Genomic DNA, 26,639 nt, shown 5'->3' on the forward strand with positions numbered 1-26,639 from the left:
CGATGATTGGAGTACAAGAATGACGCACGAGATTTCACGGCGCGCGGTGCTGATCGGCGGCACAGCCCTGGCGGGACTCGGACTGCTGACGGCTTGCGCGCCCGGACGAGGCGGCGGGGAATCCGAAAGCTCCGGCACGATCAAGTTCTGGGACACCGTGTGGGGCCCGCCGGCCTATGTGGCAGCTGGCACCGCTCTCGTCAACGGATACAAGTCCGCGTCAGGATCCTTTGGCGCCGCCTACCAGTCCGTCGACTGGGGAAGCTGGTACCAGACGTTCAGCTCCGCCATCGCATCCGGCACCGGTCCCGCGGTCAGCTCGGGGGCGTCCACTCAGCCGTACCAGTTCTACGACCAGGGTCAGATCGCGCCCGCAGATGATCTCTATGCCCGGTACGAGCGCGACGGTACGTTGGATGACTTCCAGCCCGGCGTGTTCGACATCCTGAAGTACAAGGGTGTGCTCGTCGCTATGCCGTGGGCATACGACATGCTGGCCTACTGGTATCGGCCATCGCTGCTGGAGTCTGTCGGCGTCGCAGCGCCGACCGACTGGGATGAACTGCGCAGCGTAGGGCTCAAGCTGAAGGCCGCAGGAATCAGCGGCTTCGGAGTCGCTCCGACGCCGGGCGCGTTTAACTACAAGCAGTTCACTGCGGTGCTTCTGAGCAACGATGCACCTGTGATCGACGGCGATGGCAACGTGAACTGCCTCAGTGACGCGTTCCTCGAGGGAACCGAATTCCTCCTGAGCCTTGCGAAGGACGGCATCATCCGCCCCGATATGGTCGGGTACACCTCGGACAACCTCTACTCGGAGATCGGGCGCGGCAGCGTGGCGCTCTCCGTGCTGAATGCAGGCGCGTACGGCTTCGTCGATGATGCGACGCTCGAAGATTTCGACATCATGCCACCGATCAGCGGTCCGAGCGGAAGCAACGCATGCAGCGGCTCGGTGCAGTCGATCATGATGTACACGAACACTCCCAGTCAGAAGGCGAGCGAAGACTTCGTCGACTGGTACTTGACGGCGATCCAGGAGTATTGGGACCAGGGGGTGACCCAGCTCGTTCCGCTGCGAAAGTCGATCACCGCCTCGATCGAAGAGTCATCGCCGTTCATCTACCGTGCGGGCACACTCTACGGTGAGAACGCAACGTCGGAGTTCGGGACCGTCTACACGTCGGCGACCGCGCGCTACGACGCCAGCCCGGCCCTGACCGAATGGGCGCAGAAGGTTGCCCAAGGCGGCGGTACGGCCCGCGAGCTCTGCGAGCCCCTCCAGCGCGCGCTCGAGCAGGTCAAGGAGGAATCCTGAGTACTCTGTCGGCACCTCCGACCGTGCGCGAGGTCGCCAGGCGCAGCACAGCGATCCGACGACGGAGGCGGATGCCGGACTTGACGATGACGGCGCTGCTCGCACCTTCCCTTGTGTTGCTGGTGTTTCTCAACCTCTACCCACTGCTCTTCGCCGTCGGGCAGTCGGTTCACGATGGAAACCTTCTCCAACAGGGCGACTTCGTCGGTGCCCAGAACTACGTTCGAGTGCTTCAGGACGAACGTTTCTGGGATGCGACCCGGGTGACGCTCATCTTCACCGCGGCCGGCGTGCTCGGCAGCGCCCTCCTCGGGCTCTGCCTTGCCTTGACCTTCAAGGCCGGGCTGCCAGGCGCAAAGGTGCTCCGCGTCTTTCTCCTGCTGCCGTGGGTGGTTCCGGTCGTCGTTTCCGCGGCAACGTGGCAATGGCTCGTATCTACCCCCTCGAGCCCAGCGCGGACGATCGCCCGGTGGCTCGGGGCGGGCGAAGTGCTCTTCATCGCCGATCCGACCTTGGCGCTCGTCACCTTGTGTATCTTTCGGGTGTGGATCGCCTACCCCTTCATGATGCTCATGTCGGCTGCGGCCCTCGAGGCGATCGATCGCGAACTGTATGAGGCTGCGACGATGGACGGCGCGGGATCCTTCCGAAAGTTCATCTCCATCACGTGGCCCCTGATCGCGAAGCCGACGTACGTGAGCATGCTCCTGATGACGATCTTCACGGTGAATGATTTCGGCTCGGTGTACTTGCTCACCGGAGGTGGTCCGGCGGGTGCCACCACGACGCTTCCCGTGCTTTCGTACCTCCTCGTCTTCCGCGAGTTCTTCACGGGTCCCGGAATCGCTGTGAGCATTCTCATGTCACTCGCGCTCGTCACCCTTTCTATCGTCCTCTACCGGCTCATCAGGAGGGCGCACTAACATGACATCGCTCGATACGGCGACTTTGGTGTCGTCGAGTACGGCAGGACAATCCCACGGCGCGGGGACCAACAGACGCCGGGCCGAGGCAGGTCGGTGGGGCCGATTCGCCGTGATCCTTGTGCTTACGGTGCTCTTCCTCCTGCCTGTGGCCGTGGTGTTCCTGCTTGCTTTCCATCCGTCCTCGTCGGGAACGTCATCGATTCAGGGATGGAGCGTGGAGAGTTTTCGCTACGTCTTGCAGGAGACGTACATACCCAATTCGCTTCTGAACAGCGTCATCGTGAGTGGCCTCTCCACTGTGATCTCGGTTGCGGTCGGATCCTTCGGAGGGTACGTCGTCTCGCGGAGCCGCTCCCGTGCAGTCGGAGGGTATTCATTCTCGCTCTTCGTCATCCAAGCGCTTCCGCTGGTTGTCTTCGTCATTCCCCTCTTTGTGCTCTTTGCCCAACTCGGCCTGGTCGATAGCTTGTTCGGTCTGACGATCGTCTATGTCGCGGCCGGGATCCCGGTGGTCACGTGGACCATGGCGTCCTACTTCGACAGCATTCCGGTGTCGCTGGAAGAGGCCGCGTGGGTGGACGGTTGCTCCCGAGTGCAAGCGCTCTTCCGAATTGTGCTGAGAAACTCTGCGCCGGGCATTCTCTCTGCGTCCGTCTTCAGCTTTCTGCTGTCGTGGAACGACTATCTTGCGGCGACTGTGTTCCTGAAGACAGACGCGGTGAAGACCATGCCGGTGGCAATACAGCAGTTCTTCCAAACCGGCGGGGCAGATTGGGCGTCGGTCATGGCGAGCGCCGTTCTGATGATCATCCCCCCGCTGGTGGTGTTCATCGTCATCGGCCAGCGTTTCAGCGCCGGCGGAGTCGGCGGCGCGCTCGCTGGTCGTTAGCGGGCTGTGCGCCGACCTCAGACTGCGTGTTCAACACCCGCCCATGTATCCGGAGGATCACCCGTGACTTCGACCGCTCAACCGTTGGCAGCGAGAACACTGCACACCCTCGACTCTCGGATCGTCGTCCCGAGATACGACCGCGACCGAGTCGGGATCGGAATCGTTCACTTCGGCGTCGGAAACTTCCACCGTGCACACCAGGCGATCGTGGTGGACGACTTGCTCAGCGCGGGGCATTTGGAATGGGGCATCTGCGGCGTCGGGCTGCTGCCGCAGGATGAGGCGATGCGCGACGCACTGCGTGATCAGGATCACCTCTATTCGCTGACCACCAAGGCACCCGACGGGGGAGAGACCGTCCGAATCGTGGGATCCATCGTGGACTTCCTCTTCGCGCCAGAGAACCCCGAAGCCGTGTTGGAGAGACTGACCGATCCCGCAACGCGGATCGTTTCGCTGACGATCACTGAAGGCGGGTATCTCCAGCGCCCCGCAGAAGGAACCTTCGATCCCACGCATCCGGCGGTCGTCAGGGATGCTCGGTCCCCGGAGAATCCGACAACGGCATTCGGCTACATCGTGGCGGCGCTACGCCGTCGGAGGCGACGAGGGATCGCGCCGTTCTCAGTCCTCTCGTGCGACAACATCCGCTCGAACGGCGAAGTAGCGCGTCAAGCGACGATCGGGCTCGCTGCGCTGGTGGACCCCGACTTCGCAGAGTGGATCTCGTCCCACGTCGAGTTCCCCAACTCGATGGTCGATCGCATCACACCTGCGACCACCCCCGCTGACCACGCGCGACTCGTTCAGAAGTACGACCTCGAGGACGGGCGCCCGGTTCGCAGCGAAGAGTTCTTCCAGTGGGTCCTGGAGGATTCCTCGTGCGAACGTCCCGAATACGAGTCAGCGGGCGTGGAGATCGTCGACGACGTCGTTCCGTTCGAACTGATGAAGCTTCGGCTGCTCAATGCCAGTCACCAGGTACTGGCCCACATAGGCCTGCTCGCCGGCCACCGGCTCGTGCACGAGGCGGCGGCGGACGAGCTCCTGACGGATCTGCTGTGGAAGTTCTGGCGGTGTGAGGCGATCCCTACGCTGGAGATGATCCCCGGCATCGACTATGACGCGTACTGCGAGCAGTTGCTTTCGCGCTTCCGCAACGGCTACGTCGTCGACACTCTAGATCGACTCGCTGCGGATGCCGCCAATAGGATCTCGGTCTTCCTGCTGCCCGTACTGCGGGAAGCCCTCGACGCAGGACGACCAGGGCTGATCTCCGCCCTCACCATCGGTGCGTGGGCGCGACGCCTTGCGGAAGAAGATGCGATCGACATGTCGCCTGAACGCGGCACTTCGACGTTCTCCTCGTTTGGCGAACTCGGGGATGATCCAAAGTTCGTCCAGGTCCAGCGAATGATTGCCGGTGCGCTGCGCGAGAAGCCCATTCGGGCTGTGTGCGACGACATCCTCGAGACCTACGCGTCGGATGCGCGCCATCGCGGCGAGGTGGCTGTCGATGAGCGCGGATAGAGTTCTCGTCGTCGGCGAGTCGCTGATCGATGTTCTCCGAGCAGACGGCCGCACGACGACCCGAAGTGGCGGCAGTCCGCGGAACGTCGCGCTCGGATTGGCCCGCCTGGGTGTGCCCACAGTTCTGAGCACTCGCATCGGCCTGGACGCGAATGGCTCGAGGATGGTGCGCGAGCTCGATGACGCCGGTGTAGCCCTCTCGGACGGCTCCGTCCACAGCGGCAGCTCATCGATGGCGACAGCCGATCTTGATGCGGCTGGCAACGCGCGCTACCGATTCGACATTAACTGGGATTGGCCCGGTGGTGTGGTGCCCGCGGACGTATCGATCGTTCATACCGGTTCGATCGCATCGCTTCTCGCGCCGGGAGCATCGCACGTCCTCGAGTTGTTCGCTGAGTTGGCCGCGCAAGGGGCGAACCGTCCGCTCTTGTCGTATGACCCGAACATTCGAGCTTCGCTGATCGACGATCCTTCGTCCGCCCGTGCGCAGGTGCACGCGTTCGCGGGAATGGTGGACGTGCTCAAGATGAGTGACGAGGATGCCGAATGGCTCCACCCCGATATGCCGTTGAACCGCGTGTTGGCCCACTACGCCGCTCTCGGAGTGTCGCTCGTCATTCTCACTCGTGGCCAGGAGGGGTGTGTCGCTGCGGTGGCGGGGACGACCTACTCCTCCCCGGCTCTGCCGACGTCGGTCGTGGACACCGTGGGAGCAGGGGACGCCTTCATGTCTGGTCTCCTGTACGGGATTCGGCGTGCAGGTCGCGTAGAGGGGCTCAGATGCTGCGACATCACGATCGCTGCAGCTCGCGAGGCAACCGGATACGCCCTTGCCGTCGCGCGAGCTACCGTGCGCCGCGAAGGGGCCGAGCCGCCGCTTCTGCACGAATTGGGTTCGATCGCAGCGGGAGGTTAGCCGGCACAACCCCGGGATAACCGCGCTGCGTGGCAACCGTCCGAAACGCGGACCAGCTGCCCATCTCTATGATCTGGCCGGCAAGGTGATGCGCTCGTTGAGGTGATCGATTGCCGCAGCCGTCTGGGGGCGAAGGCCCTGGCGCCGGGCGTTCTCGAGCGAAAGCATTGTGTCGACGTCGAGTCTGATCCGCGAGTGGATGCTGTCGGCGGCGACCTTGGCGAGATCCACGTACCCCGCTTGAAGATGAAGGAGTGCGGAGTCGGAACCGAAATGCGGTGTGAAGGGCAAATCGCCCACGGCTGTGGCGAGCGTGGTGCCCGTACCGTCGACATCTCGAACGAACGCACGCCGGAACCCGTGAGCGGCTGCGAGCGCGTCTTCGAGATCCTCGGCGCGCAGACTCGGCAGATCTCCCAGCAGTACGCCGATCGAACGGCTTTCATGACCGCGGGCGTGTTCGATCCCTGCGGCAATCGCGACAGCGAGCCCACCTCCGATCGGCTCGTCGAGTACCTCCACATCGTGATGCACGTCGCAGCGCAGATCGGGCTGACCTGTCACCACGATCACGCGGTCGACAGATCTCGCCGTCCGCGCAACCTCGACGGTATCGAGCGCGAAGGCTCGCGCCAGTTCGTATCGTGCGACCGCGGAGACGCTCGGTCCGAGCCGGGACTTCGCGTCGGCGAACGCCTTGACCGGCACAACGATCGTCCAGCTTTTCAGTGCTCGTTTCCTCTGCTCAGTTGCGTCTCGGCCCGACGTGCAGAGGCGAGCCCCGCTGCGAACCCCAGGTCGAAGCCCTCGTCCATAGCTTCCTGAGTGCCGAGTCGGAACATGTCGTGCTCGGCGGAACGGACTATGGATCGTGCCCCCGGCGAGTCAAGACTGCCTACGAGGCGTCCCAGACCCGAGACGACGGCAACGGGGAATCCCGCCGCCTTGCCCTTCACGAGATCGCCGGCGGCGGCGATCTCATCGGCGAGGCAGCGCACCGTCGCGACGAGGGGCTTGCCCGACGCGTCCACTTCTCCACGGAGGTCGTCGAGCACGCGCACCCCGGCCGCACCGATTGCGATATCCGTCTGGCCATCCCGCCATGGGCGGCCGAGTGTGTCGCTGACGATCACACCGACTCGTCGACCTGTGCGCTCACGGAGTCCCGCAGCGATCTTCCTGGCGGACAGGTCTGGATCTCGCGGAAGCAGCAGCACGGTCCCATCGCTCGTGTTGCTCGCATCGACGCCAGCGGCAGCGCAGACGATGCCGAGCTTGTTCTCGACGATTCTGACCGAACCATCAGGGCGAGAATCAGTCGCAACAACTCGAACCGTCTCACCAGCAATCGCCTGATCGCGATCACTGGATCTGACGACACGTCCCTCTGCCTTTGACACGATCTTGGACGTCACGACGAGGATGTCGCCGTGCTCGAGGCTTCCCGCTGCGGCATCCGTCAGCAGCGTCACGAGGTCATCACCCGGCGCAACCTCACCGATTCCGCTGAGCACCCTCACTCCGAATTGGGGCGTGAGCTTCACGTTCGCGAGCTCGTCTCGACGAAGTGAGCGGTACACCATTCGCACCGATCCTGGATGCGTTCTGCGTAGCAGACCGTCATCGTGCGACCTCCTTCTCCTCGGGCGTTGAGGATCTCAGGGTGTGACTTCCCGCTTGGCGCAGGTCTCTACGCCGTTGCGACAGAGTGCGACCTGGCTACCGAACGAACCACGTCGAGCGTGCGCCGCACAGAAGGCCACGGATCGGCGGCGTTGCCCTCGTACTCCACACTGATAGCTCCGGCGTATCCCGCCGACAGCGCGATCTGCATCGTCGTGCCCGTGTCCAGCACAGTCGGCGTGCCGTTGTCGTCGAAGCCGTAGCACTTCGCGTGCATCAGATCTGCCTTGGGCGCGAGTTGCTCGATGGCTGGCCGAAGCACCTCCGACGGAACCTGTGCTGCCCCCAATCCATCCTTCGCCAGCACGTCCAGGACCGGGAGGAAGTTGCCGAGGTCGAGGAGGATGCCTAGGCGATCGCTGCCGATCCGGCCTACCAGCTCGAGGAGGAATTCAGGATCGGAGCTTGCTCCGCCGTGGTTCTCGATGAGGAGCTTCATTCCACGTGCGCCGGCGGCGTCGGCAAGCTCGTCCAGCGCACCCACGAGCTGCGCGTGGTGAGGGAGCAGCTCGGAGATCGGGGATCCCGCATTGACGCGGACGTACGTGCTTCCCAACCGCTGCGCGCGGTCGAACCAGGGCAAGTGCGCCTCGACGTCTTCCCGAACGAGCTGTCGGTCGCTCCCCGCAAGGTCGCCGATGTCGAGCGGCATGTTCAACATCCCGATGCCGTGGTCCTCCAGTGCACGCGCGAACGAGTCGACGACGTCGTCGGCATCCTCGTCGGCGATCTGGATCTGGCAGACCTCCAGGAGACCCAGACCGAGATCGTCCTTCACCCTGCGGGCGAACTCGCCGAGCGTGATGAGCGGACGTCCATCCTCGACGTGAGGGACGACGGCCCCCTTCCCGTCCCGCATCGCGATCCGGAGCGGACCGATCTGATTGTGGACGCTGAAGGCCGACATGGCGATCTGGGGCATGGTGGGTTCCTTGTTCATCGAGAGATCTCTTCGCGGGCATGGGTCAGCACGTCGGCTACGGCTACGGAGTCGGCGAGCGAGTGCAAGGGTGACTCCAGCAGGCCGTGGTCCAGGTATGAGGCCATGGCCACGGCCTGCCACACCAGGCCATCCCGCCCGGTCAGACCTGAGGAGTCCGCCCACACGGCCACGTCGTCGCCTCGTTGCACCCGAATTCGCCCAGGAAAGACGAAGTAGTCCAGGACCTCTGCGCTGCCGCGATCGCCCTGGAGCGACGCGAAGCCGGAGTTCGTCACTCGCATCGTTGCGGTGGCGGCGCCTACGGCACCCGAGGCGTACTGCAAGGCGATGGAGATCTGCTCGTCCACACCTGTGCGGTTGCGGGCGACGAGCGCACGACTGTGCGATGGGGAGCCCAGGACGAAGTGGGTGAACCACAGGGCGTACACCCCGGCGTCCAGTCCGACGCCACCACCGAGTCCCGGGTCGAAGATCTTGTCGTCGGGCGACTTTCCGCTCATGTTCCATCCGACGTGGGCCGTTGCCAAGCCGATCTCACCGAATGCGCCTTCCTCCATCAACTGCGCAAGCATCCGATACTGCGGCAGATACCGTGTCCACATCGCCTCCATCGCGAACACCCGAGCATCTGCGGCCTTCGCGGCGAGACGCCGCGCCTCAGCGCCGTCCAGGACGAGGGGCTTCTCGATCAGCACGGGCTTTCCGGCATCCAACGCCAACGTCGCAAGATCGAGATGGGTCGAGTTGGGAGTCGCGACGTAGACCGCATCGACTTCCTTGCACTCGATCGCCTCAAGTGCCGACCCGAAACGGTGCTCCACCTCGTGCGCCTGCCCAAACCGTTCCGCGCGCGCCAGTGACCGCGATCCGACCGCGACAACGCGGTGGTTCGTGTGCGCGTGCAACGCACGCGTGATATCTGACGCGATCTCCCCGGGACCCAGCACGGCCCAACGCAACTGCGGGCCGGACCGCAGCGTGGCCGGATCTACGTCGTCAGGAAACTGCATCGTCTTCTCCCGTCGTCGACGTCTGATCTGCGATCGACGTCTGGATTTCGAATTTATACCAACCGAACGGTAGCAATTTGTGCCGCGCTCCGCTACCTTGCAGATATGAGCAGACCTCGGGGCCCCTACGCCGGCGCAGCGAAGCGACGTGCTGAGATCGTCGCAGCCGCATTCGATAGCTTTTCGCTGGGCGGCTTCCGTGGCTCGTCGATCCAGGAGATCGCGTCCGCGGTCGGGCTCAGCAAGGCCGGCCTGCTTCACTACTTCCCCTCGAAGGAAGAGCTGCTCCTCGAGGTGCTCGCTCTTCGAGAGTCAATCAACGCAAGCGCCGACGACGTTCGAGGTCTCGGCATCCTCGACCATCTGCGCAAGGTAGTCGCTGTCGACAGCGCGACGGAGGGCGTCATTCGTCTGTACGTAACGCTCAGCGCGGAGTCGACAAGCCCCGCGCATCCAGCGCATGAGTTCTTCATCGAGCGCTACCGCACGAGCGAGGAGGCGATCGCTCGTCATTTCCGTCAGGCGCGCGAGGATGGCGAGCTGGATGCCTCTATGGACGATCTGTCGGCGGCTCGCCTGATCATCGCGGTGCTCGACGGGCTGCAACTCCAGTGGCTGCTCAACCCCGAGATCGATCGAGTCGCTGAGTTTGAGCGATACATCGCCCAATTCCTCGCCGCCCACGGCGCAGCCGACCGGAAGCACTCGGGTCGCGCTTCGCGCCCGAGCGCTCGCACGAGCTAAGGCAAATATCTTTCGCGTCCGGAGCTCTCTGCGCCGTACACATCTCGTCAGCGCGGTTCCGACGCGCGCGGCGGCATCTTCCACCCCACACGAGTGACGACACTGTCGCTCAACTTCACACTGAAAGGACATGTCGTGAAGATCTTCACCGAACTGACCTACTTCGCGGGTCGGTCGACGAGCGCGCAGCTCGCTGAGCGCGTTAGGCAGCTGGAAGCTGCAGGTTCTGCTGGCATCAGCCTCTGGGACCACATCTTCGGAGACCGCCGGGAGCGCGCGGAGGGGATTCCGATCGGCGAGCCGCTGACGACTCTTGCGGCCGTCACGGCCCTTTCAAGCAAGCTCGAGGTTCAGACGATCGTGATGAACGCGGTGTGGCTTCACCCCGCTCTCCTGCTGCGGCAGTTCAGCCAGCTCGCCCAGTTCGCCGGCGGCGATCGGGTCACCGCCGGCCTCGGCGCCGGGTGGAGCAACGAGGAGTTCAACGCGATGGGTATGGACTTCCCCCGCGACGGCGACCGTGTGTCGCGGCTGGAGGATGTCCTGAAGATCGCCACCCAGCTCTACGGGCCGGAGCGCAAGGCAACGGTGACAGGTGGCTACTTCGAGGCGGTCGACCTTTCTCTCAACCCGCTCCCGGAGACCCCGCCGCAGATCTTGGTCGGTGCTGCGGGCAACCGGATGGTGTCGCTCGCCGCAAAGTACGCGGACAAGGTCGACTTCATCGGCCTGCCGAGGGCCAAGCGGACAGGTCCCGCGCCGGTTCTCATGAACGAGCAGCACAACGAGGGACAGGGGGCCCGCGGTCGGGCGGTGGTCGACGAGTACGTTCCGCGCGTCGCTCTGCTCCGTGACGAGACAGAGAAGGCAGGACGGCCACGCAACATCGTCAAGGTCGGCGTGCAGGTGAACTATGCCGTCCTGTGCAAGAACAAGGCCGAGGTCGAGGCTGCGGACCGCCGGATCTGCGAGGAGTGGTTCCACATTCCCGAGCAGTCCCTCGCGAACAACCCGTTCACACTCCGGGGCGAGCCGCAGCAGATCGCCGACGCCATCGAGGAGCGGCGCGAGCGGCTGGAGCTGACGCAGATCACCATTCAGGAGAACCAGAACTCGGTCGAGTTCTTGGACGCTGTCATGCCCCTGCTTCGCTGAAGCGACACCAATTCACATCCACGAGAAAGGAATCATGAACATGACCGACGACTACACCGCACCCGAGGTGCTCCTGGAGGAGGAGAACTCCCTCGTGGTCGAGGCCTTGGATGAGAGCACCGCGTACAGCATCGGGAGGCACCTCGTCGACGCCGGCGTCGAGAACGGCGATCCGATCGCTGTCAGTGTGTACTTGGGAGACCGCGAGGTTTTCCATGTCGGGCTTCCCGGAACGGACTCGATGAACGACACCGTTCTGCAGGCGAAGTGGCGAGTGGCGAGTCGAGGGGGACGGTCCAGCCTGTATGAGCGGAACGTCCGGCTCGCGGCCGGCACCACGTTCGAGGAGGAGACGGGGCTCGCATTTCCGGAGTATGCGCCATTCGGGGGTGCGGTTCCTCTGCGCACGACAGCCGGCGGTGCACCGCTCGGGTTCGTGATCGTCTCGGGTCTGACGCAGGAGGAAGACCACGAGCGTGCCGTAGCGGCCATCACCGCGGTCGCCAGCGCGTAAACCAGGCGGGCGGGGTTTCCTCCACCTGCGGTGGAAGCCCCGCCCTTGCGTGCCGTTCACGCATTCTTCGCCCACATCAGAAAGCCGAGATGACAGAAACGCTCAACGTCGCCGTCGTTGGCTACGCATTCATGGGTCGCATCCACACCGCGGGATGGGCACAGGCCGCAAAATTCTTCGGCACTCCGGTCAACGTCACAACAGTCGTGGGCCGCAACAGCGAAAAGGCCACTGCCTTTGCGCAAGCCTTCGGTGTCCCGACCGTCGTCGCGGACTGGCGGGAGGCGGTTGCCGATCGAGACATCCACATCATCGATGTCTGCACGCCCGGCGACAGCCACGTGGACATCGCCGTGGCAGCGCTCGATGCCGGAAAGCATGTGCTGTGCGAGAAGCCGCTCGCCAACACGGTGGCGGGGGCCGAACGAATGTCCGCGGCCGCGGGAGCGGCACGCGCACGTGGGATCCGATCGATGGTCGGATTCTCCTATCGCCGGGTCCCCGCACTGGCCTACGCGCGCCAGCTCGTGCGCGAAGGTCGGATCGGTGACGTCCGCCATATCCGGGCCGCCTATCTGCAGGACTGGATCGCAGACCCTGACTTTCCCCTTGTCTGGCGGCTCGACAGGAACGCTGCCGGCTCCGGTGCGCTTGGCGACGTGGGCGCGCACATCATCGATCTGGCGAACTTTCTCACCGGGCACCGCCTGACGGGCATCAGTGGGCTGACGGAGACGTTCGTCACGAGTCGGCCCCTGCTCGACGAACAAACTGGCGGACTTACGGCGCGGGGTCTTGGTGCACGGGGTGAGGTCACCGTCGACGACGCCGCGGTCTTCGTCGGGCGCACCGATGGCGGTGCGCTCGCCACGTTCGAAGCCACCCGCTTCGCTGTGGGCAGGAGGAACGCGTTCCGGATCGAGCTCAACGGCTCTCGCGGTTCCTTGGCGTTCGACTTCGAGCGCATGAACGAGTTGGAGTTCTACGACAACGACCTGCCTGCGGTGGAGGCAGGATTCCGGCGCATACTTGTGACGGATCCGCAGCACCCGTACGTGGACGCCTGGTGGCCGCCCGGCCACGGACTTGGATACGAGCACGCGTTCACTCACCAGGCGAGAGACTTCGTCGCAGACATCGTCGAAGGCCGGGATCCGGAGCCGTCCTTTGCCGACGGCCTTGCGGTGCAGAGGATTCTTCGCGCGGTCGAGATATCCAATGGAAACTGGGTGCCCGTCGAGCAGGCCAGCGTGGCGGAGACATCGCCTGCACTAGATCGATGAGGTAGCCGATGGTCGTCGAATCATTCGTCGCACTTTCTCCCCACGGTGGATCTCGTTCCCGCGAATGCGGTGTAAACCCAGGGTGCTACTGAACCCTCCGCGATCGCGGCGTTCGAGATCGGATGTGAGGGTCCAGATGACTCTTGAAGCCGGACACCTATGGCACGGGATGCTGATGTTCGACGGTGGGAATTGCTCACAGTGCGCATGTCGCCTAAGCGCTGCGCACAGCAGCGGGGCGAGAGCCGTTGTCGTCCGCGAAAGCTTCGGGAGGCCGATTGTGCTCGGACGGCATTGCCACCGGAAGCGACGAAGCGAATGTCTGCGATTTCGCCGATCAGCTCCAGCTCGCCCCTCCGCTCAGGAACGCCATCACCGCTGCGCGGACGAGATGATTATCTAAGGTTCGGGAGTTCTCTGATCAAAACTTCGGGACGGGAGGCCAAGAAGTTTCGGCTCCCGCAAGAAGAAGGCATGGTTGAGCGACAGACGCGAGGTCAACGCCGTCGATCTCAGTGATTCGGCGAGCGTCGCCAACCCGAGGACGTCGGCGACGTCAGCGGGCGCTAGGTCGCGCCAGCCAGCCGGCAAGATCGTCTGCCTCTGAGGCATCGACGGCATGACGAAATACTGCCGCGCGAAGGAGATTATCGAGAACGTGGCTGTCTATTGTGCGCCCGGATGTGATGCCGCGTGTCGGCGACGGTTGAGACCAGGCCATCGCAACGGGCGTCACGATAACTCGTCCCCCTGACGTCGCGCTCGAGGCGGCCTAGCATCCAATGCCGGGGGCACATTCCGTCTTGCCTCGAAAGGGTGCATGCGGGATCATCATGGCGTGCGTACGTACCGCAACTGCGAGGTGCGAATCGGTCGCACCGATTCCTGCCCACGTGGTGCCCACGGCCGACGCGGAATGAGGTGGATTCAGGACCGAAGCTGATGCAATCGCACTGATCGGGTTCCGCATGATTGCTCGGGTTCTCGCCCGAGACGGGCCCAGACGGATCGAGCCGGATCGCTTTAGGCGGAATTCAAATCCCTCCGTCTCCGCACTGCCTCCCTCTCGAACTTCGTTGATTTTCCGGGGTTCTTAAGCAATCAGCGCGTCCGATTTCGGGCTCGTGCCCATGGATTTCCCACATCCGTTTCTCGCGGGCCCCGCGATTCGGCGCCCAGAAATGGTCCGCGCTCAGGCGGGTCCTCGGAAGCCTCTGCCTGAGTTCAGAAGCTCGTCAGCACTGCCTCGAATCCACCGCGCCGCCCCTATCGCCCCGGCTTCCAGGGATGCCAACATGAGTGGTTGATGGCGTGGTCTCGGACGATTCCAAGGCGCCGGTGGCGCGGGCCTTTCGCGCGCATTGCTGCAAGCACGACCTTCCTTCTCCTGCTCGCCGTTGGCGGCCTCGCATCGACCCTCCCGTCGTTCGCGAGCAGCCCTGCCTCGCCAGCTGTTGCGGATGCTCCGACCCCGACGCCCTTAGACCCGACGCCGACGCCGACGCCGTCCCCGTCCCCGACGCCCACCCCGTCCCCGACGTCGCTCGTCAGTCCCACTCCGACTCCCGAGCCGACGGCCTCTTCCGGCGCGACGCCGACGCCCACCACCACCGGTTCGCCGCAACCGACGGCCACCCCCGTGCCGACGGCGACACCAGTTCCCGCGATCCCGCCCGCGGTGACAGGGTCGACCACCACGCTGCCGACGCTCATTGCGGCGCTGGGGGTGGTTGTCGCGGCGGGCGTTCTGCTGTTGCTCTTGGCACGTCGCGAGCCACGACGAGCTGGCTCCGACGCCGTTGCCAGTCCAGCGGGCACCGAGTCGGCACCGGTCGTGCTGGATGCGATGGCGTCTCTGGGCACCGCGATGATCGACAGTGGCTACCCGGTGGGCCAGGTGCGCAGCGCACTGGACGACATGGCGAAGGTGAACGGTCTGACATCTGCGGAAGCCGTCGTGTTCCCGACATCCATCCTGGTGTCATCGGGAGACGCCGGCTCGGTTCAGACGCGTGCCGTGGCCGCCGGCGACCGCGCTTCGCTGCTCTACCAAGTCGATGCCGTGGATCGCATCGTGGGAGTGGCGCGCAGCCGGCCGAACGGTGCGAGCTGGGTGCGCCGGCAACTTGCTCACGTGATGGATCTGGACCCGCCGTTCACGCGCCCCCAGCGGATCGTGGCGTACGGCCTCCTGTCGGCGGCGCTCAGTGTTCTGCTGGGCTCGTCGTGGCCCGGCGTGATCGCGGCGGGGGTGCTCGGCATCGGGGTGGGGGCGCTCCTGCTGGGGACGGAGCGACTCGAGGCGGCGTACCAGGCGCTGGTTGTGGTCGCCGTATCTCTCGGCGTGGGTGTGGTGATGCTCGCGGTTGCGCATCTGATCGACCCCGGGGTGCTGCCGGCGATCGTCGCACCGTTGATCATGCTGCTGCCGGGCGGTCTGTTGACGATCGGCGTGATCGAACTGGCAACCGGGCATATCGTGTCGGGCGCTGCTCGCGTGGCTGCGGGAGGGATCCGGCTGCTCCTGCTGGCGACGGGAATCGTCGCGGCTGCTGCGCTCATCGGAGTGCCCGCCATCACCGCGGCGCGATGGCCGTTGGGGCCGGTCGCCCCGTGGATGGCTGTGGCGGTCTTCGGGCTCGGCATCAGCGTCTATCAGTGCGCGCGTGCCTCGTCGATCCTCTGGATCCTGGTCGTGCTGTACGTCGCCTACGGCGCGCAGGTGCTCGGCGATGTGTTCTTCGACGGAGTGCTGTCGGCGCTGGTCGGTGCGGCGGCGATGACCCCCGTCGCGGTGGTCGTCGCACGTCAGCGCACGGGGCCACCGGCGCTGGTGAGCTTTCTTCCGGCATTCTGGCTGCTCGTGCCGGGCGCCCTCGGGCTCATCGGGGTCGCGAGTGCGTTGGACGGCCAGGGGGCGAACGCCATCATCACCACAATCGCCACGATGGTGTCGATCGCGCTGGGTGTGCTGCTCGGGCTGGTCGCATCCGGCTCGGCACGAGGATTCCCCAGTGCGCCCGCTGCGGAATGGATGGATGACGCGGCGGCGGAGTCCCGGTGAGCGGGGTCCGCGCGGTCAGGTGGTCTTCGCGTAGGAGCGGAGGAAGAGGGCCTCGGCGACCGCGAGGTTCTCGATCTCGGTCGGATCGACGCTCTCGTTGGGTGCGTGGATGAGAGCGAGCGGCTCTTCGACGCCCATCATGATGATCTCGGCCTTCGGGTAGGTGTCGGCGAAGACATTGCAGAGCGGGATCGAGCCGCCCTGCCCCAGCCTCGTCAACTCGATCCCGTACGCGGAGTGCATTGCACCGGCGAAGGCACGGAACGCGGGGCCGTCGGTGGCAGCGCGGAACGCCTCGCCCACAGCCTCGGTCTCGACGTCCACCCGCACGCCCCACGGAGCATGATTCTGAAGGTGTGCCACCAGTGCGTCGTGCGCGTCCTGCGCGGGCAGGCCGGGTGGGATGCGCAGGTTCAGTCGCGCCGCTGCGCGCGGGACGATGGATGCTGAGGAGCCCACCACCGGCGGACAATCGATGCCCAGAACGGTGAGCGCCGGCCGCGACCAGAGTTCGTCTGCCACCGTTCCGTCGCCCAGGAGACCGACGCCGTCGAGCACGCCGGCGTCGGTGCGGAACTGCTCCGCGTCATAGGGTTCGCCTGTCCAGGTGCCGTCGTGGTGCAGTCCGTCGATCGTCGTTGCGCCGCCATCGTCACGCAGCGAGGCGAGCACCGCGACGAGCGCGGCCAGCGCGTCGGGCGCCGGGCCGCCGAACATCCCGGAGTGAATCTCCGACGCGAGCGCTTCGACCCGGACGACGACGTTCGCGAAGCCCCGCAGAGAGACTGTCGCGGCGGGGCGGCCGACAGCGGCGTTGCCCGTGTCGCACACGAGGATCACATCCGCGGAGAGCACGTCGGGGTTGTCCGCGACGTAGCGCTCGAGCCCGCCCGTTCCCTGTTCTTCGCTGCCCTCGACCACGAGCTTCAGGTGGACGGGGATCTCGTCCTGCAGGGCGCGCAGCGCGAGCAGGTGCATCAGGATGTTGCCTTTGCAGTCTGCAGCGCCTCGGCCCGCCCATCGGCCGTCGATGTCGGTGAGCACGAATGGCGGAGTCCGCCACGCGGTCTCCTCGAGGGGAGGTTGCACGTCGTAGTGGGCGTACAGCAGCACCGTCGGCGCGTCCGGGTCCGTCGCCGGCCGACTGCCGATGACTGCGTCGCTGCCGTCGGGCGTGCGCACGAGGCGGGCGTCGGCGAAGCCGAGAGCCGCGAATCGACCGCGAACCCATTCCGCCGCCTGGGCGCACTCCTCCGGCGGGAATTGCCGCGGGTCGGCGACGGAACGAAGCGCGACGAGCTCGGCGAGCTCCCCACGCGCAGCGGGCATCATCGTGCGGACCCGCGCGCGAATGTCGTCGCTCACGAGCCGTCGCCGTCGACCGTGTTGAGGCTGTCCACGAACTCCTGGAACTCCTCGGCCTCGTCCGGGCAGTAGGTCTGGATGATCAGAAGCTGTCCCTGCAGCAGCCTCGACTCCACCAGCGTCGGTCGCAGCCCCGGACCTCCAGCGCCGTTGGACAGCCCGGCGAGCAGCGTCGAGCGCGCGAGCGCGGAGTTCGGATCGGCGCAGGTCGCGCCGCCGTCGTCGCCGAGCACCGCCGCGACCTGCTCCGGGGTGAAGGTGACTGCGATGCCCGCTTCGGTGAAGGCATCGAGCAGTTCTTGCGCCTTGTCGACGTCCTTCGCCTGCTGTCGCGCCCCGACGAATATGACGGTCGCGATCACTGCGAGAACGACCAGCACGATGATCGCCACGATGCCGATCACCGAGCGCTCGCGTGTGCTCTGGGTCTCCGCATCCGTGCTCATGATTCACCTCCGGATGTCGCAGCCGGCTGCTTCCAGGAGGGCTTGCGGAACCGGTAGAAGAGGAACGGCACGAGGAGGCCGAGCCCGAGCGCGCCGCCACCGACGATGACGAGGTAGATCCACGGGCTTTCACCGCCGAACTGAGACGGCGGGATGAATCCGACCAGGAGGGCGGCGAGCGACGCGGCGAAGCCGACCCCGCACAGCGCGACGAGCATCGGCGCGCGATATCCGCGCGGGTGGTCGGGATGCAGGCGACGCAACCGCACCGCGGCCACGAACATGAGGAGGTACATGATCAGGTAGACCTGCGTCGTGATGACGGAGAAGATCCAGTAGGCGCTGGACACGTTCGGGATGAGCGCGTACCCGAGCGCGATGATGGACGTGATGACGCCCTGTGTGACCAGGAGGTTCTGCTGCACGCCGTTCTTGTTGAGCTTCTGCAGGAACGGCGGCAAGTAGCCCTCCTCGCGCGAGATGAGCAACAGGCCCTTCGACGGACCCGCGAGCCACGTGAGCATGCCACCCAGCGACGCCGCGACCAGCATGATCCCGACGATCGGGGTCAGCCACGAGATGTCGAACGTGGCGAACACGGCCTCGAACGCCTGCATGATTCCCGCGGTGAGAGAGATCTGCTCGGCCGGCACGACCCAACTGATCGCGAGCGCGGGGAGGATGAAGATCAGCAGCACGAGCCCCATGGCGAGGAAGATCGCCCTCGGATACTCCTTACCGGGGTTCTTCAGCGACGACACGTGCACCGCGTTCATCTCCATGCCGCTGTACGAGAGGAAGTTGTTCACGATGAGCACGAGGCTGGCAAGACCCGCCCACTGCGGCAGCAGATTGTCGACGGTCATCGGGGCCGCCGAGGGGTTTCCCTGCCCGAGGAAGAGGGCGCCGAGGATCACCAGCACCGCGCCGGGGATGAGCGTGCCGATGATCAACCCCCAGCTCGCGAGGCCAGCCACACCCTTCGTGCCTCGAGAGGACACCAACACGCCTGCCCAGTAGCAGACCATGATCACGAGCGCCGTCCAGACGCCATTCGATGCGAGCTCCGGGTTGATCACGTACGCGAGCGTGGATGCGACGAACCCGAGCAGCGTCGGGTAATAGAAGATCGTCATCGCGAACTGGCACCAGATCGCCAGAAACCCCATGGGCTTCGAGATCCCCTCGGACACCCACTTGTAGACGCCCCCCTTCCACCCGGACGCGAGTTCTGCGGCGACCAGCGATGTGGGCAGCAGGAAGACGATCGCCGGGACCAGGTAGAGGAAGACGGCGGCGAGACCGTACACCGCCATCGTGGGGGCCGGCCGAAGACTTGCGACCGAGCTGGTCGTCATCAGCGCCAACGCGATCCAGGAGATCCATACCGGCGCCGGGATCGCCTTCGCGCGAGCCCGAACCGCGTCGCCCCCGCGGTTCGCTCCTTCCGCCGCGCTCATCGGGAATCACCTCGGCAAATCGACGATTGCAGCATCGCGCATCCCCTTCCGTCGCTGGCGGCGAGACCACTACAGAACTGAGTCAATGCCGAAGATAGCGCTGTTCGACTCCGCGCGACATAGGCGCGCGGCCAGGGATTCCCCACCCAACGCGTTGGCCGGGCCAGCATGCGATTGTCCCGTGGACAGGGCATTGTGGTGCACCACGCTCATGGATAGCTTTGCGGCAAACGCCGACAAGTGCAGGAGGATGCCGGTGGCGCGTGAGTCGACAGCTGCGGACGAGTCCACCGCCCGCGTCTCATGAAACGTCATCAGATGGCGCGTGGCACCCTCCAGGATGCCGCCGCATCGGCCGCCGCGCACACTCACACACTCCCGACGACCGCCTCGGGGCCCGGCGAGGTCGTCTGACCGCGCAGACCCGGGACGCAGGAGATCCTCTCCGTCCCTCGTCTCCAGTCGAGATGATGTCAGCGGGGCGTCACTCGACGATGGCGAGTCCGTGGTCGGTGTTGTTGAACCGGCGGCAGCCGTCCTCGGTCACGGTGACGATGTCCTCGATACGAACGCCGAACTTCCCCGCCAGGTAGATTCCCGGCTCGATCGAGAAGCACATCCCCGGCACGGTCGGCCGCGACTCGCCCTCCACCATGTAGGGCGGTTCGTGGGTGGTCGTCCCGATGCCGTGGCCGGTGCGGTGGATGAACTGGTCACCGTAGCCGGCGTCGGTGATGACGCGTCGAGCCGCGCGATCGACGTCCTGGCAGGCCACGCCGGGGCGCACCGCCTCGAACGCTGTCTGTTGGGCGACGCGCACGATGTCGTGCACCTCCCTCATCTCCGCGGTCGGTTCGCTTACGCACACCGTACGGGTGGTGTCGGAACCATATCCATCCATCAGGCCGCCGAAGTCCAGAACCACCAAGTCTCCGGCGAGGATCGTGCGGTCGCCCGCTTCGTGGTGCGGGTTGGCGCCGTTGGGCCCTGACCCGACGACGGTGAAGTCGACCTGTTCGTGCCCGAATTCACGGAGCAGCCGGGCGAGGTCGGCGGCGACGTCGGTCTCCCTGCGCCCGGCAAAGTGGACCTTCACGATCTCGAGGAAGGTCGCGTCCGCAGCTGCGCCGGCCGCTTCCAGCCGGGCTAGTTCGTTGGCATCCTTGACCGCTCGAAGCATCGGCAGCTGTTCAGTGACCGACTCGTAGTGACTCTCCGGAAGCTGCCTTTGGAGTCCCAGCAGATGCAGCGCCCACGCCGCGTCCGACACCGCGTAGGTTCCGTCCGTCCGAAGCAACAGTGCAGCAGCCTCGTAGGGATCGCTGCCATCCCGCCAATCGCTGATCGTCAGTTTCTCCGCACCCGCCGCTGATTCCACATCCGGCCGCTCCAACATCGGCACCAACAACTGCGGCTCGGCGTCGCTGCGGAGCACGAGAAGGGTGAGCCGCTCAGTGATCGCGGTCGGCTGGTAGCCGGTCAGCCAGAGCAGGTCAGGTCCGGGCGTCACGAGAAGTCCGTCAAGGCCCTCGGCGGCCGCATCGCGCGCCGCCCGATCCATGCGGTTGCGGAAGTCGTCCGCTGTGAACGGAGCCTGCACACGATCCATGCGTCCTCCTCGCCCTCGCGGCGTCGCGCGCCGCCTGACTTTCTTCGGATCGACGAATCCGCGCCCGTCGACGATCACCCATTGTCGGTCCTCCGCGCCGACCGACTGGCGTCGAGCCCGAGAAGCGGAGACCATGCGAACGACACCATTGGACCGCGGCGACGTACGCGACGCAAGGCACCATCTCGCGGCAGGCCCATGCCAGACCGCGAGACGCGCCGCGGGCTCACACACCTCCGCGAGCCTCGGGTTCAGTGCGCGCGGGCGGTGCCGTCATCGATCGCTGTTGGGAGGGTGTCGACTGAGGAGTATGGGACTTCCCCCGACCCGAGCCTGAGCGCGGGGCCGCGTGCACGACGGAGGTCACGTATCGCGCCGTACCCGCCCTGGCATGTGCGCGGTGATAGTCGGGCTGATACGGAGAGCCCGGGATCGACGAGCACCGCCACCATTCCCTGGACGTGAGGGCCACGACTCACCGCCGAACAAGCACCCCGTAGAACGCCACTCGCCTGAGCGTCACAATGGCAACGTGGCCGTGCGCGATTCCCTGAGCCGGGGGCATGACGCGCTCGCTGCCGGCGATTGGGCGTTGGCGAGGGTGTGCTTTGCCGCGGCCGTCGCCGAGACCGGTTCGCCGGACGCGTTGAACGGACTGGGTCGCGCGCAGTGGTGGCTGAAGGATGTCCGCACCGCGATGGAGACCCGCACACGTGCGCACCGCGGGTACAAGCACGACGGACGCCTCATCGAGGCCGCGGGGGTCGCGGTGTGGCTCGCAAGGGAATTCCGGCCGACACTGCGCACCGACGCGGCAGCGGATGGATGGCTGGCCAGAGCCCAGACGCTTGCATCGAGGGCGGAAGATTCATCGATTCCGGGGTGGGTCTCGCTCGCGCGCGCGGAGGCCACGTCGGATGCCGCTGAAGCGGTCGCGCACGCTCGGCTCGCGCTGGAAGCCTCGCGGCGGTATGACGATCCGGACTTGGAGATCGAGTCCCTGGCGCGGCTGGGCGTGCTCCAGGTCGCGGCGGGCGACGTCGACGCGGCCATCACGCATCTGGATGAGGCGATGGCCGCGGTCAGCGCGGGTGAGGCTGGGGACCTGGCCAGCGTCGGCATGGTGTTCTGCGCGCTCATGGAGATGGGGGAGCTGCTCGGAGACGATGCCCGTTTTGCGGAATGGACCGCAGTGCTCGAGGGGCTGCGGGGGGACCAGGGATTCGGTCCGCTCGACAGCTTCGGCTCCACCGCCGGCTACGGCGCACTGTCGTCGTTCTGCGGGGCGTGCTGCGGCGGTCTGTACCTCGTCACGGGGCGGCTCGATGAAGCGGAGGACGAGCTGACGGCCGCTGTCGTTGATCTCGAGTCGAGCGGCATGGGCATGCGATGCGTGCATCCGATCTCCCGACTGGCGGAGCTTCGCGTGCTGCAGGGCCGCCTCGAGGAGGCACGCGAGCTGCTCGGTCGCTACGAGGACCTGCCGGAGTCCGTCCGCCCGCTCGCGGTGCTCGATCTGGCCGTCGGATCGCCCGGGGCCGCGACGAACCGATTGACACAACGCATCGGGGAGCTCGGGCGACTGACGGTCGCCGCGTTCCCGTTGCTCACGGTCCTGGTCGACGCGGACCTCCGGCGGGGAGATCCCGCAGCGGCCGCCGACGCAGCCTCGAAACTGAGGACCACCGCGGCACTGACGAAGAGTCGCCGCCACCACGCCGACGCGCTCTTCGCGGAGGGAAAGGTGGCTGCGGCCGAGGGGCGCGCGGAGGCGACGTCACTGCTGCGCAAGGCCGCCCATGCCTTCAGCGAGGCCTCCATGGCCCTGCAGGCGTGCCGCGCGCGGATGGAGCTGGCCCGCACGCTGGTCGCGCGTGACCGACCCGTCGCGATCTCGGAGGCCCGTGCCGCCCTCGCAGCATTCGATCGGCTCGGAGCGGTGCCCGATGCCGATGAGGCCGCCGCGTTCTTGCGCGAACTCGGGGTGAAGGGGCGGACCGGCCCGAAGAACCTCGAGCTCCTTAGCAAGCGGGAGGTGGAGGTGCTGCAGCTCGTGGCCAGTGGGCTGTCCAATGCGGAGATCGCGGACCGCCTCTTCATCAGCCCGAAGACGGCGGGTCACCATGTGAGCAACCTGCTCTCCAAGCTCGGATTGCGCAGCCGTACCGAGGCCGCTGCCTTCGCCGCCGTTCGCCTCGGGCCAGACCGAGTCGCAAGATAGGGAGGTCTCCCCATCCTCCCTGCCCGACCGAGGGGCACGCTGGAAGGTGAAAGGAGAAGGTCATGGTGCACATCAGGACATCAATCGCCATCGGCAGGCCGCAGGAGGAGACGTTCGACTACCTCACTGACCTCCGGAACGCGAAGGAGTGGGCGACCGAGCTCGTCGATGTCGCCTACGACGGCGAACTGCGGGTAGGTGCGACGGGTGTGGACACCCGGCGGAGAGGCAGCAAGGAGTTCCGGTTGCCATGGACCGCGACGGAGTACGAACGGCCTGACCGCGTGGTCCTCGAGTTCGGGCTGAAGCAGATCCTCGAGTCGCGAGGCGCGACCGTGGACTCAAACCAGGAAGAGGCCAGGACATGAACGACGATCCGAAGGCGGTCGCCCAGACGTTCTACGACGCCATCAACGACGGGTCCCTCGAGCGGCTCGATGAGATCTGCGCTCCGGACCTACGGGGCCATGCCGGGGCCGGGGCCAACCTGACCGAGCTCAAGCAATCGATCGGCAGCCTGCTCGAAGCCTTCCCGGGCATGAAAGCCACCCCGCGGCACATCATCCGCGAAGGCGACTTCGTGAGCACCTGGGTGACCTACGAGGGAATCCACGCCGGCGAATACGCGGGAGTAGCCGGTACCGGCCGCCACGTGCGGTTCCGGGCCTGGGACCTCCTCAGGATCCAGGACGGGCGGATAGTCGAGATCACCGAGGCCTGCGATCTGTTCACCCTGATGAACCAGATCGGGGCGCTGGCAACCTCGACGCCGGCGTAGCAGATACCTGCGCTGCAGGGAGCTGAAGTACATCAGGCGCTGTTGCGCCGCAACCTCTGAGAGAGGTGAAGCGTCTCGGGGATCCATTCTCGAGCGGTCGCTGAAAGGAAAGGGAGACATGCCTAAGACATCGAAGATCAGCGCTTCAGAAACCGTTGAGGTGGAGGGTTATGAGGGTCATCTGGAGAAACTCGAGGGGGGTTACACGGTGGCCTTTGAGAAGTACACCGCCGACGCCGACCTCGCGGAGTTCTTCAAGGGCTTGCCGGACGACCAATGCCAGTCAGCCCATTGGGGGTATGTGCTGACCGGCAAGGTGACGTTCAAGGGCGCTGCAGGTGAGGAGACGTTCGAGACCGGCGACGCCTACTACGTCCCGCCGGGTCACACCCCGGTGCTCTACGCCGGCACCGAGGTCGTCGAGTTCAGCCCCACCGAGCAACTCGAGCAGACGCTCGCCGTGGTCACGAAGAACATGGAAACCGCCGGCTGACGCGGGAAGCCGCTGCGTCGACAGGAAAGCGAGGTGTGAACAATCGCTACCGGCGGCCGGGGGCACATCAGTGTCGACGTCATCAACGCCCCCGCAGCCCCGTGACAGGCATCTTCACCCGGTTCTCACGGTCGACGGGCATCACGTCATGACAACTCCGTAGCGCTGCACCCTGAACACGCGCATCAGCCGGGTCGTGAAGGCTCTCGGAGACGGCGTGCTCCAGGAGCACTTCCGGCACGATGATCTCGATCGCTCCCGAGTCGATCTCCTCGAGTCACATTTTTCACTCGCACCCCACTGCGAGCTCTAGTTTTGCCCGTTGACCTGCCCCTAGGCTGACCACAGGTGTGCCTTTGCGAGGGGAATCGTGACCATGAAGCGACGTCACATATCGGCTTTCGGGACTCGCCGCACACAGCCCGACCGGGTGGCCCGGAGAGATTCAGGGAAGTGATGAACTCAGCGACGACGGACGGGCCGTCCGCAGCGGACCGCGAGAGCAAGGTGCTCGACGTGGTGACCGTGTTCGTTCTCTCCATCACCGCGGTCCTGACTGCCTGGTGCGGATTCGAAGCGTCCAAGTGGGGCGGCGAGATGTCGATCGCGTTCAGCCAGGCGTCCAGTTCCCGCATCCAGGCGACCGCCGCGCAAGGAGCGGCACGCGACGCCCGGCTGTACGACCTCACCATCTACACCGAATGGGTTCTCGCTGTCGCGGACGGTCGAACCGATCTTCAACAGTTCATCGAAGCCCGATTCACACCCGAATTCAGGGTCGCGTTCGACGCGTGGCAAGCCGGTGGCCGCACCGAGCAGGGCCCGATGGCGATGGAGGAGTACGTCCCACCCGGAACCGAGGAGGCTGCCGAGCTCGCTGCGCAGGCGGACGCGAAGTTCAACGATGCACTGGAGAACAACCAGCGCGGCGACAACTACTCGCTGCTCACCGTGCTCTTCGCACTGGTGCTCTTCCTCACGGCGATGTCCCAACGAGACATCACGGCCTGGGTGCGACGCGCACTCCTCAGTATGGGCATCCTCGTCGCCATCGTCGGGATCGCCATCATGCTCACCTTCCCCATCAAGATCTGACCTGCGGCGGCGATCGCGGACACGACGACGGCTGACCCCGCTCACGCCAGGTTGCGCCGAGGGTGACCAGCGCGGACCCCGTGACGAGGCTCCGGTCCGGGCGATGAGAAGCGGGCGGCCGGATGCTTCGACCCGGCCGCCCGGGGCGATCAGACGGTGAGCAGCACCTTGGTGGCGCGGCGCTCGTCCATAGCCCTGTAGCCCTCCGCGGCGTCCTCCAGGGGGAGGATGAGGTCGAACACGACACCCGGGTCGATCTTGCGGTCCCAGATGAGCTGGATCAGTTCCGGAAGGAACCGACGAACGGGCGCGGCGCCCCCATGCAGGTGGATGCCGGCCCCGAAGAGTTCGAGGCCGTCCAGCGAGACGTCGTGCGAGACGCCGACGAAGCCGGTGTGGCCACCGGCGCGGGTGGCGCGGATCGCCTGCTCCATCGCCTCCTGGGTGCCGACCGCCTCGATCACGGAGTGCGCGCCGAGTCCGTCGGTGAGCTCCTTGATCCGCGCGACGCCGGCCTCGCCGCGCTCCTCGACGATGTCGGTGGCCCCGAACTGCCGGGCGAGCGCCTGCCGGTCGGGGTGACGCGACATCGCGATGATGCGCTCGGCTCCGAGCTGCTTGGCGGCGAGGATGCCGAGCAGTCCGACCGCGCCGTCCCCGACGACGGCGACCGTCTTGCCGGGGCCTGCCTCGGCCGCGACGGCGGCGAACCACCCGGTGCCGAGCACGTCGGATGCCGCGAGCAGCGAGGGGATGAGATCGGGGTCGGGCTGACCCGGGGTGGCGACGAGCGTGCCGTCGGCGAGGGGAATGCGGGCGTACTCGGCCTGCGTGCCGATGACGCCCATGAGCACGCGGTGGACGCAGTACGACTGGTAGCCGGCCTGACAGATCTCGCAGGTGTTGTCGGATGCCCAGAACGAGCCGACGACGAAGTCGCCCACCTTGACGTTCTTCACCTCGGAGCCGATCTCGGTGACGACGCCGACATACTCGTGGCCCATCGGCGCATGGTCGACCGGCTCGGCGCCGCGATAGGGCCACAGGTCTGATCCACAGATGCAGCTGGCGCTGAGGCGGATGATGGCGTCGGTGGGCTCGACGATCGTCGGGTTCTCCCGATCTTCGACGCGGACGTCGCCGGGGGCGTGCATGATGACTCCACGCATCGTGGTGTCCTTCCTCTTCGGG

Annotated in this window: 25 protein-coding genes; 15 read left to right on the top strand and 10 right to left on the bottom strand. The window is 65.8% G+C overall.

The window, feature by feature from the left end:
* Positions 1-19 precede the first annotated feature (19 nt).
* The 5 genes from AC3A46_RS06080 to AC3A46_RS06100 all read left to right on the top strand — a co-directional run bounded on the left by AC3A46_RS06080 (position 20) and on the right by AC3A46_RS06100 (position 5,585).
* Positions 20-1,318 carry an ABC transporter substrate-binding protein gene (locus tag AC3A46_RS06080; protein WP_487664306.1) on the top strand — a complete coding sequence of 433 codons (1,299 nt, stop codon included), beginning with the start codon at positions 20-22 and terminating at the stop codon, positions 1,316-1,318.
* Between the two features lie 71 nt (positions 1,319-1,389).
* Positions 1,390-2,241: a carbohydrate ABC transporter permease gene (locus AC3A46_RS06085; RefSeq protein WP_487664307.1), complete on the top strand. Its 852-nt coding sequence runs from the start codon at positions 1,390-1,392 to the stop codon at positions 2,239-2,241.
* 1 nt (position 2,242) lies between these two features.
* Positions 2,243-3,133: a carbohydrate ABC transporter permease gene (locus AC3A46_RS06090; protein WP_487664308.1), complete on the top strand. Its 891-nt coding sequence runs from the start codon at positions 2,243-2,245 to the stop codon at positions 3,131-3,133.
* 63 nt (positions 3,134-3,196) lie between these two features.
* Positions 3,197-4,666 (top strand): mannitol dehydrogenase family protein, encoded by a 1,470-nt coding sequence (locus AC3A46_RS06095; RefSeq protein ID WP_487664309.1) that lies wholly within the window; start codon positions 3,197-3,199, stop codon positions 4,664-4,666.
* A complete protein-coding gene (locus AC3A46_RS06100) occupies positions 4,623-5,585 on the top strand; it encodes a PfkB family carbohydrate kinase (protein WP_487664310.1) in 963 nt (320 codons plus the stop codon). The genes AC3A46_RS06095 and AC3A46_RS06100 overlap by 44 nt, the downstream gene beginning before the upstream one ends.
* Positions 5,586-5,651: 66 nt before the next feature.
* On the opposite strand, the gene cofC is transcribed toward AC3A46_RS06100, so the two are convergent.
* The 4 genes from cofC to AC3A46_RS06120 form a co-directional block, all read right to left on the bottom strand.
* Positions 5,652-6,293: a 2-phospho-L-lactate guanylyltransferase gene (gene cofC / locus AC3A46_RS06105; protein ID WP_487664311.1), complete on the bottom strand. Its 642-nt coding sequence runs from the start codon at positions 6,291-6,293 to the stop codon at positions 5,652-5,654.
* A gap of 17 nt (positions 6,294-6,310) precedes the next feature.
* Complete coding sequence (gene cofE / locus AC3A46_RS06110; RefSeq protein WP_487664312.1) at positions 6,311-7,129, bottom strand: coenzyme F420-0:L-glutamate ligase; 819 nt, start codon at positions 7,127-7,129, stop codon at positions 6,311-6,313.
* A 146-nt stretch (positions 7,130-7,275) separates the two neighbouring features.
* Positions 7,276-8,190, bottom strand: coding sequence for a sugar phosphate isomerase/epimerase family protein (locus AC3A46_RS06115; protein WP_487664313.1), 915 nt, complete (start codon positions 8,188-8,190; stop codon positions 7,276-7,278).
* A gap of 14 nt (positions 8,191-8,204) precedes the next feature.
* Positions 8,205-9,221 (bottom strand): Gfo/Idh/MocA family protein, encoded by a 1,017-nt coding sequence (locus AC3A46_RS06120; RefSeq protein WP_487664314.1) that lies wholly within the window; start codon positions 9,219-9,221, stop codon positions 8,205-8,207.
* Between the two features lie 105 nt (positions 9,222-9,326).
* Between AC3A46_RS06120 and AC3A46_RS06125 the strand changes: the two genes are divergently transcribed.
* From AC3A46_RS06125 to AC3A46_RS06140, 4 genes are all read left to right on the top strand, one after another.
* On the top strand, positions 9,327-9,965 hold the full coding sequence (locus AC3A46_RS06125) for a TetR/AcrR family transcriptional regulator (RefSeq protein ID WP_487664315.1): 639 nt from the start codon (positions 9,327-9,329) through the stop codon (positions 9,963-9,965).
* Positions 9,966-10,100: 135 nt separating this feature from the next.
* Positions 10,101-11,120: an LLM class flavin-dependent oxidoreductase gene (locus AC3A46_RS06130; protein WP_487664316.1), complete on the top strand. Its 1,020-nt coding sequence runs from the start codon at positions 10,101-10,103 to the stop codon at positions 11,118-11,120.
* Between the two features lie 40 nt (positions 11,121-11,160).
* Positions 11,161-11,634, top strand: a complete 474-nt coding sequence (locus AC3A46_RS06135) for a heme-binding protein (protein ID WP_487664317.1) — start codon at positions 11,161-11,163, stop codon at positions 11,632-11,634.
* 89 nt (positions 11,635-11,723) lie between these two features.
* A complete protein-coding gene (locus tag AC3A46_RS06140) occupies positions 11,724-12,917 on the top strand; it encodes a Gfo/Idh/MocA family protein (protein ID WP_487664318.1) in 1,194 nt (397 codons plus the stop codon).
* Between the two features lie 1,266 nt (positions 12,918-14,183).
* On the opposite strand, the gene AC3A46_RS06145 is transcribed toward AC3A46_RS06140, so the two are convergent.
* The gene (locus AC3A46_RS06145; protein WP_487664319.1) at positions 14,184-14,615 is read right to left on the bottom strand and encodes a hypothetical protein; all 432 of its coding nucleotides are present in this window, start codon (positions 14,613-14,615) and stop codon (positions 14,184-14,186) included.
* Between the two features lie 136 nt (positions 14,616-14,751).
* Between AC3A46_RS06145 and AC3A46_RS06150 the strand changes: the two genes are divergently transcribed.
* On the top strand, positions 14,752-15,981 hold the full coding sequence (locus AC3A46_RS06150) for a threonine/serine exporter family protein (RefSeq protein WP_487664320.1): 1,230 nt from the start codon (positions 14,752-14,754) through the stop codon (positions 15,979-15,981).
* A gap of 15 nt (positions 15,982-15,996) precedes the next feature.
* Here AC3A46_RS06150 and AC3A46_RS06155 read toward each other — a convergent pair whose 3' ends face one another.
* The 4 genes from AC3A46_RS06155 to AC3A46_RS06170 form a co-directional block, all read right to left on the bottom strand.
* Entirely contained in the window at positions 15,997-17,346 is a 1,350-nt protein-coding gene (locus AC3A46_RS06155) for a M20/M25/M40 family metallo-hydrolase (protein ID WP_487664321.1), read from the bottom strand.
* Positions 17,343-17,738 carry a hypothetical protein gene (locus AC3A46_RS06160; RefSeq protein WP_487664322.1) on the bottom strand — a complete coding sequence of 132 codons (396 nt, stop codon included), beginning with the start codon at positions 17,736-17,738 and terminating at the stop codon, positions 17,343-17,345. Before AC3A46_RS06160 ends, AC3A46_RS06155 begins: the two co-directional genes overlap by 4 nt.
* 50 nt (positions 17,739-17,788) lie before the next feature.
* On the bottom strand, positions 17,789-19,252 hold the full coding sequence (gene gadC / locus AC3A46_RS06165) for a glutamate/gamma-aminobutyrate antiporter GadC (protein ID WP_487664323.1): 1,464 nt from the start codon (positions 19,250-19,252) through the stop codon (positions 17,789-17,791).
* A 484-nt stretch (positions 19,253-19,736) separates the two neighbouring features.
* Complete coding sequence (locus AC3A46_RS06170) at positions 19,737-20,861, bottom strand: M24 family metallopeptidase (protein WP_487664324.1); 1,125 nt, start codon at positions 20,859-20,861, stop codon at positions 19,737-19,739.
* A gap of 532 nt (positions 20,862-21,393) precedes the next feature.
* Between AC3A46_RS06170 and AC3A46_RS06175 the strand changes: the two genes are divergently transcribed.
* From AC3A46_RS06175 to AC3A46_RS06195, 5 genes are all read left to right on the top strand, one after another.
* A complete protein-coding gene (locus AC3A46_RS06175) occupies positions 21,394-23,082 on the top strand; it encodes a LuxR C-terminal-related transcriptional regulator (protein WP_487664325.1) in 1,689 nt (562 codons plus the stop codon).
* A gap of 62 nt (positions 23,083-23,144) precedes the next feature.
* Positions 23,145-23,450: an SRPBCC family protein gene (locus tag AC3A46_RS06180; protein WP_487664326.1), complete on the top strand. Its 306-nt coding sequence runs from the start codon at positions 23,145-23,147 to the stop codon at positions 23,448-23,450.
* Positions 23,447-23,860, top strand: a complete 414-nt coding sequence (locus AC3A46_RS06185) for an ester cyclase (protein ID WP_487664327.1) — start codon at positions 23,447-23,449, stop codon at positions 23,858-23,860. The genes AC3A46_RS06180 and AC3A46_RS06185 overlap by 4 nt, the downstream gene beginning before the upstream one ends.
* Positions 23,861-23,978: 118 nt before the next feature.
* The gene (locus AC3A46_RS06190) at positions 23,979-24,353 is read left to right on the top strand and encodes a cupin domain-containing protein (RefSeq protein ID WP_487664328.1); all 375 of its coding nucleotides are present in this window, start codon (positions 23,979-23,981) and stop codon (positions 24,351-24,353) included.
* Positions 24,354-24,809: 456 nt separating this feature from the next.
* A complete protein-coding gene (locus AC3A46_RS06195; RefSeq protein ID WP_487664370.1) occupies positions 24,810-25,448 on the top strand; it encodes a hypothetical protein in 639 nt (212 codons plus the stop codon).
* Positions 25,449-25,597: 149 nt separating this feature from the next.
* Here the strand turns inward: AC3A46_RS06195 and AC3A46_RS06200 are convergent, their stop codons facing one another.
* Positions 25,598-26,617 carry a zinc-dependent alcohol dehydrogenase family protein gene (locus AC3A46_RS06200; protein WP_487664329.1) on the bottom strand — a complete coding sequence of 340 codons (1,020 nt, stop codon included), beginning with the start codon at positions 26,615-26,617 and terminating at the stop codon, positions 25,598-25,600.
* Between the last annotated feature and the right edge of the window lie 22 nt (positions 26,618-26,639).

The sequence above is a fragment of the Microbacterium sp. Soil_C_42 genome, assembly GCF_057656735.1.

Coding starts and splice junctions, on each gene's coding strand:
- AC3A46_RS06115 (WP_487664313.1), bottom strand. CDS start 8,190: ATGCCCCAGATCGCCATGTCGGCCTTCAGCGTCCACAATCAGATCGGT.
- AC3A46_RS06185 (WP_487664327.1), top strand. CDS start 23,447: ATGAACGACGATCCGAAGGCGGTCGCCCAGACGTTCTACGACGCCATC.
- AC3A46_RS06135 (WP_487664317.1), top strand. CDS start 11,161: ATGACCGACGACTACACCGCACCCGAGGTGCTCCTGGAGGAGGAGAAC.
- gadC (WP_487664323.1), bottom strand. CDS start 19,252: ATGAGCGCGGCGGAAGGAGCGAACCGCGGGGGCGACGCGGTTCGGGCT.
- AC3A46_RS06195 (WP_487664370.1), top strand. CDS start 24,810: ATGAACTCAGCGACGACGGACGGGCCGTCCGCAGCGGACCGCGAGAGC.
- AC3A46_RS06100 (WP_487664310.1), top strand. CDS start 4,623: ATGCGCGCCATCGCGGCGAGGTGGCTGTCGATGAGCGCGGATAGAGTT.
- AC3A46_RS06125 (WP_487664315.1), top strand. CDS start 9,327: ATGAGCAGACCTCGGGGCCCCTACGCCGGCGCAGCGAAGCGACGTGCT.
- AC3A46_RS06080 (WP_487664306.1), top strand. CDS start 20: ATGACGCACGAGATTTCACGGCGCGCGGTGCTGATCGGCGGCACAGCC.
- AC3A46_RS06120 (WP_487664314.1), bottom strand. CDS start 9,221: ATGCAGTTTCCTGACGACGTAGATCCGGCCACGCTGCGGTCCGGCCCG.
- AC3A46_RS06190 (WP_487664328.1), top strand. CDS start 23,979: ATGCCTAAGACATCGAAGATCAGCGCTTCAGAAACCGTTGAGGTGGAG.
- AC3A46_RS06090 (WP_487664308.1), top strand. CDS start 2,243: ATGACATCGCTCGATACGGCGACTTTGGTGTCGTCGAGTACGGCAGGA.
- AC3A46_RS06140 (WP_487664318.1), top strand. CDS start 11,724: ATGACAGAAACGCTCAACGTCGCCGTCGTTGGCTACGCATTCATGGGT.
- AC3A46_RS06200 (WP_487664329.1), bottom strand. CDS start 26,617: ATGCGTGGAGTCATCATGCACGCCCCCGGCGACGTCCGCGTCGAAGAT.
- AC3A46_RS06085 (WP_487664307.1), top strand. CDS start 1,390: ATGCCGGACTTGACGATGACGGCGCTGCTCGCACCTTCCCTTGTGTTG.
- AC3A46_RS06170 (WP_487664324.1), bottom strand. CDS start 20,861: ATGGATCGTGTGCAGGCTCCGTTCACAGCGGACGACTTCCGCAACCGC.
- AC3A46_RS06180 (WP_487664326.1), top strand. CDS start 23,145: ATGGTGCACATCAGGACATCAATCGCCATCGGCAGGCCGCAGGAGGAG.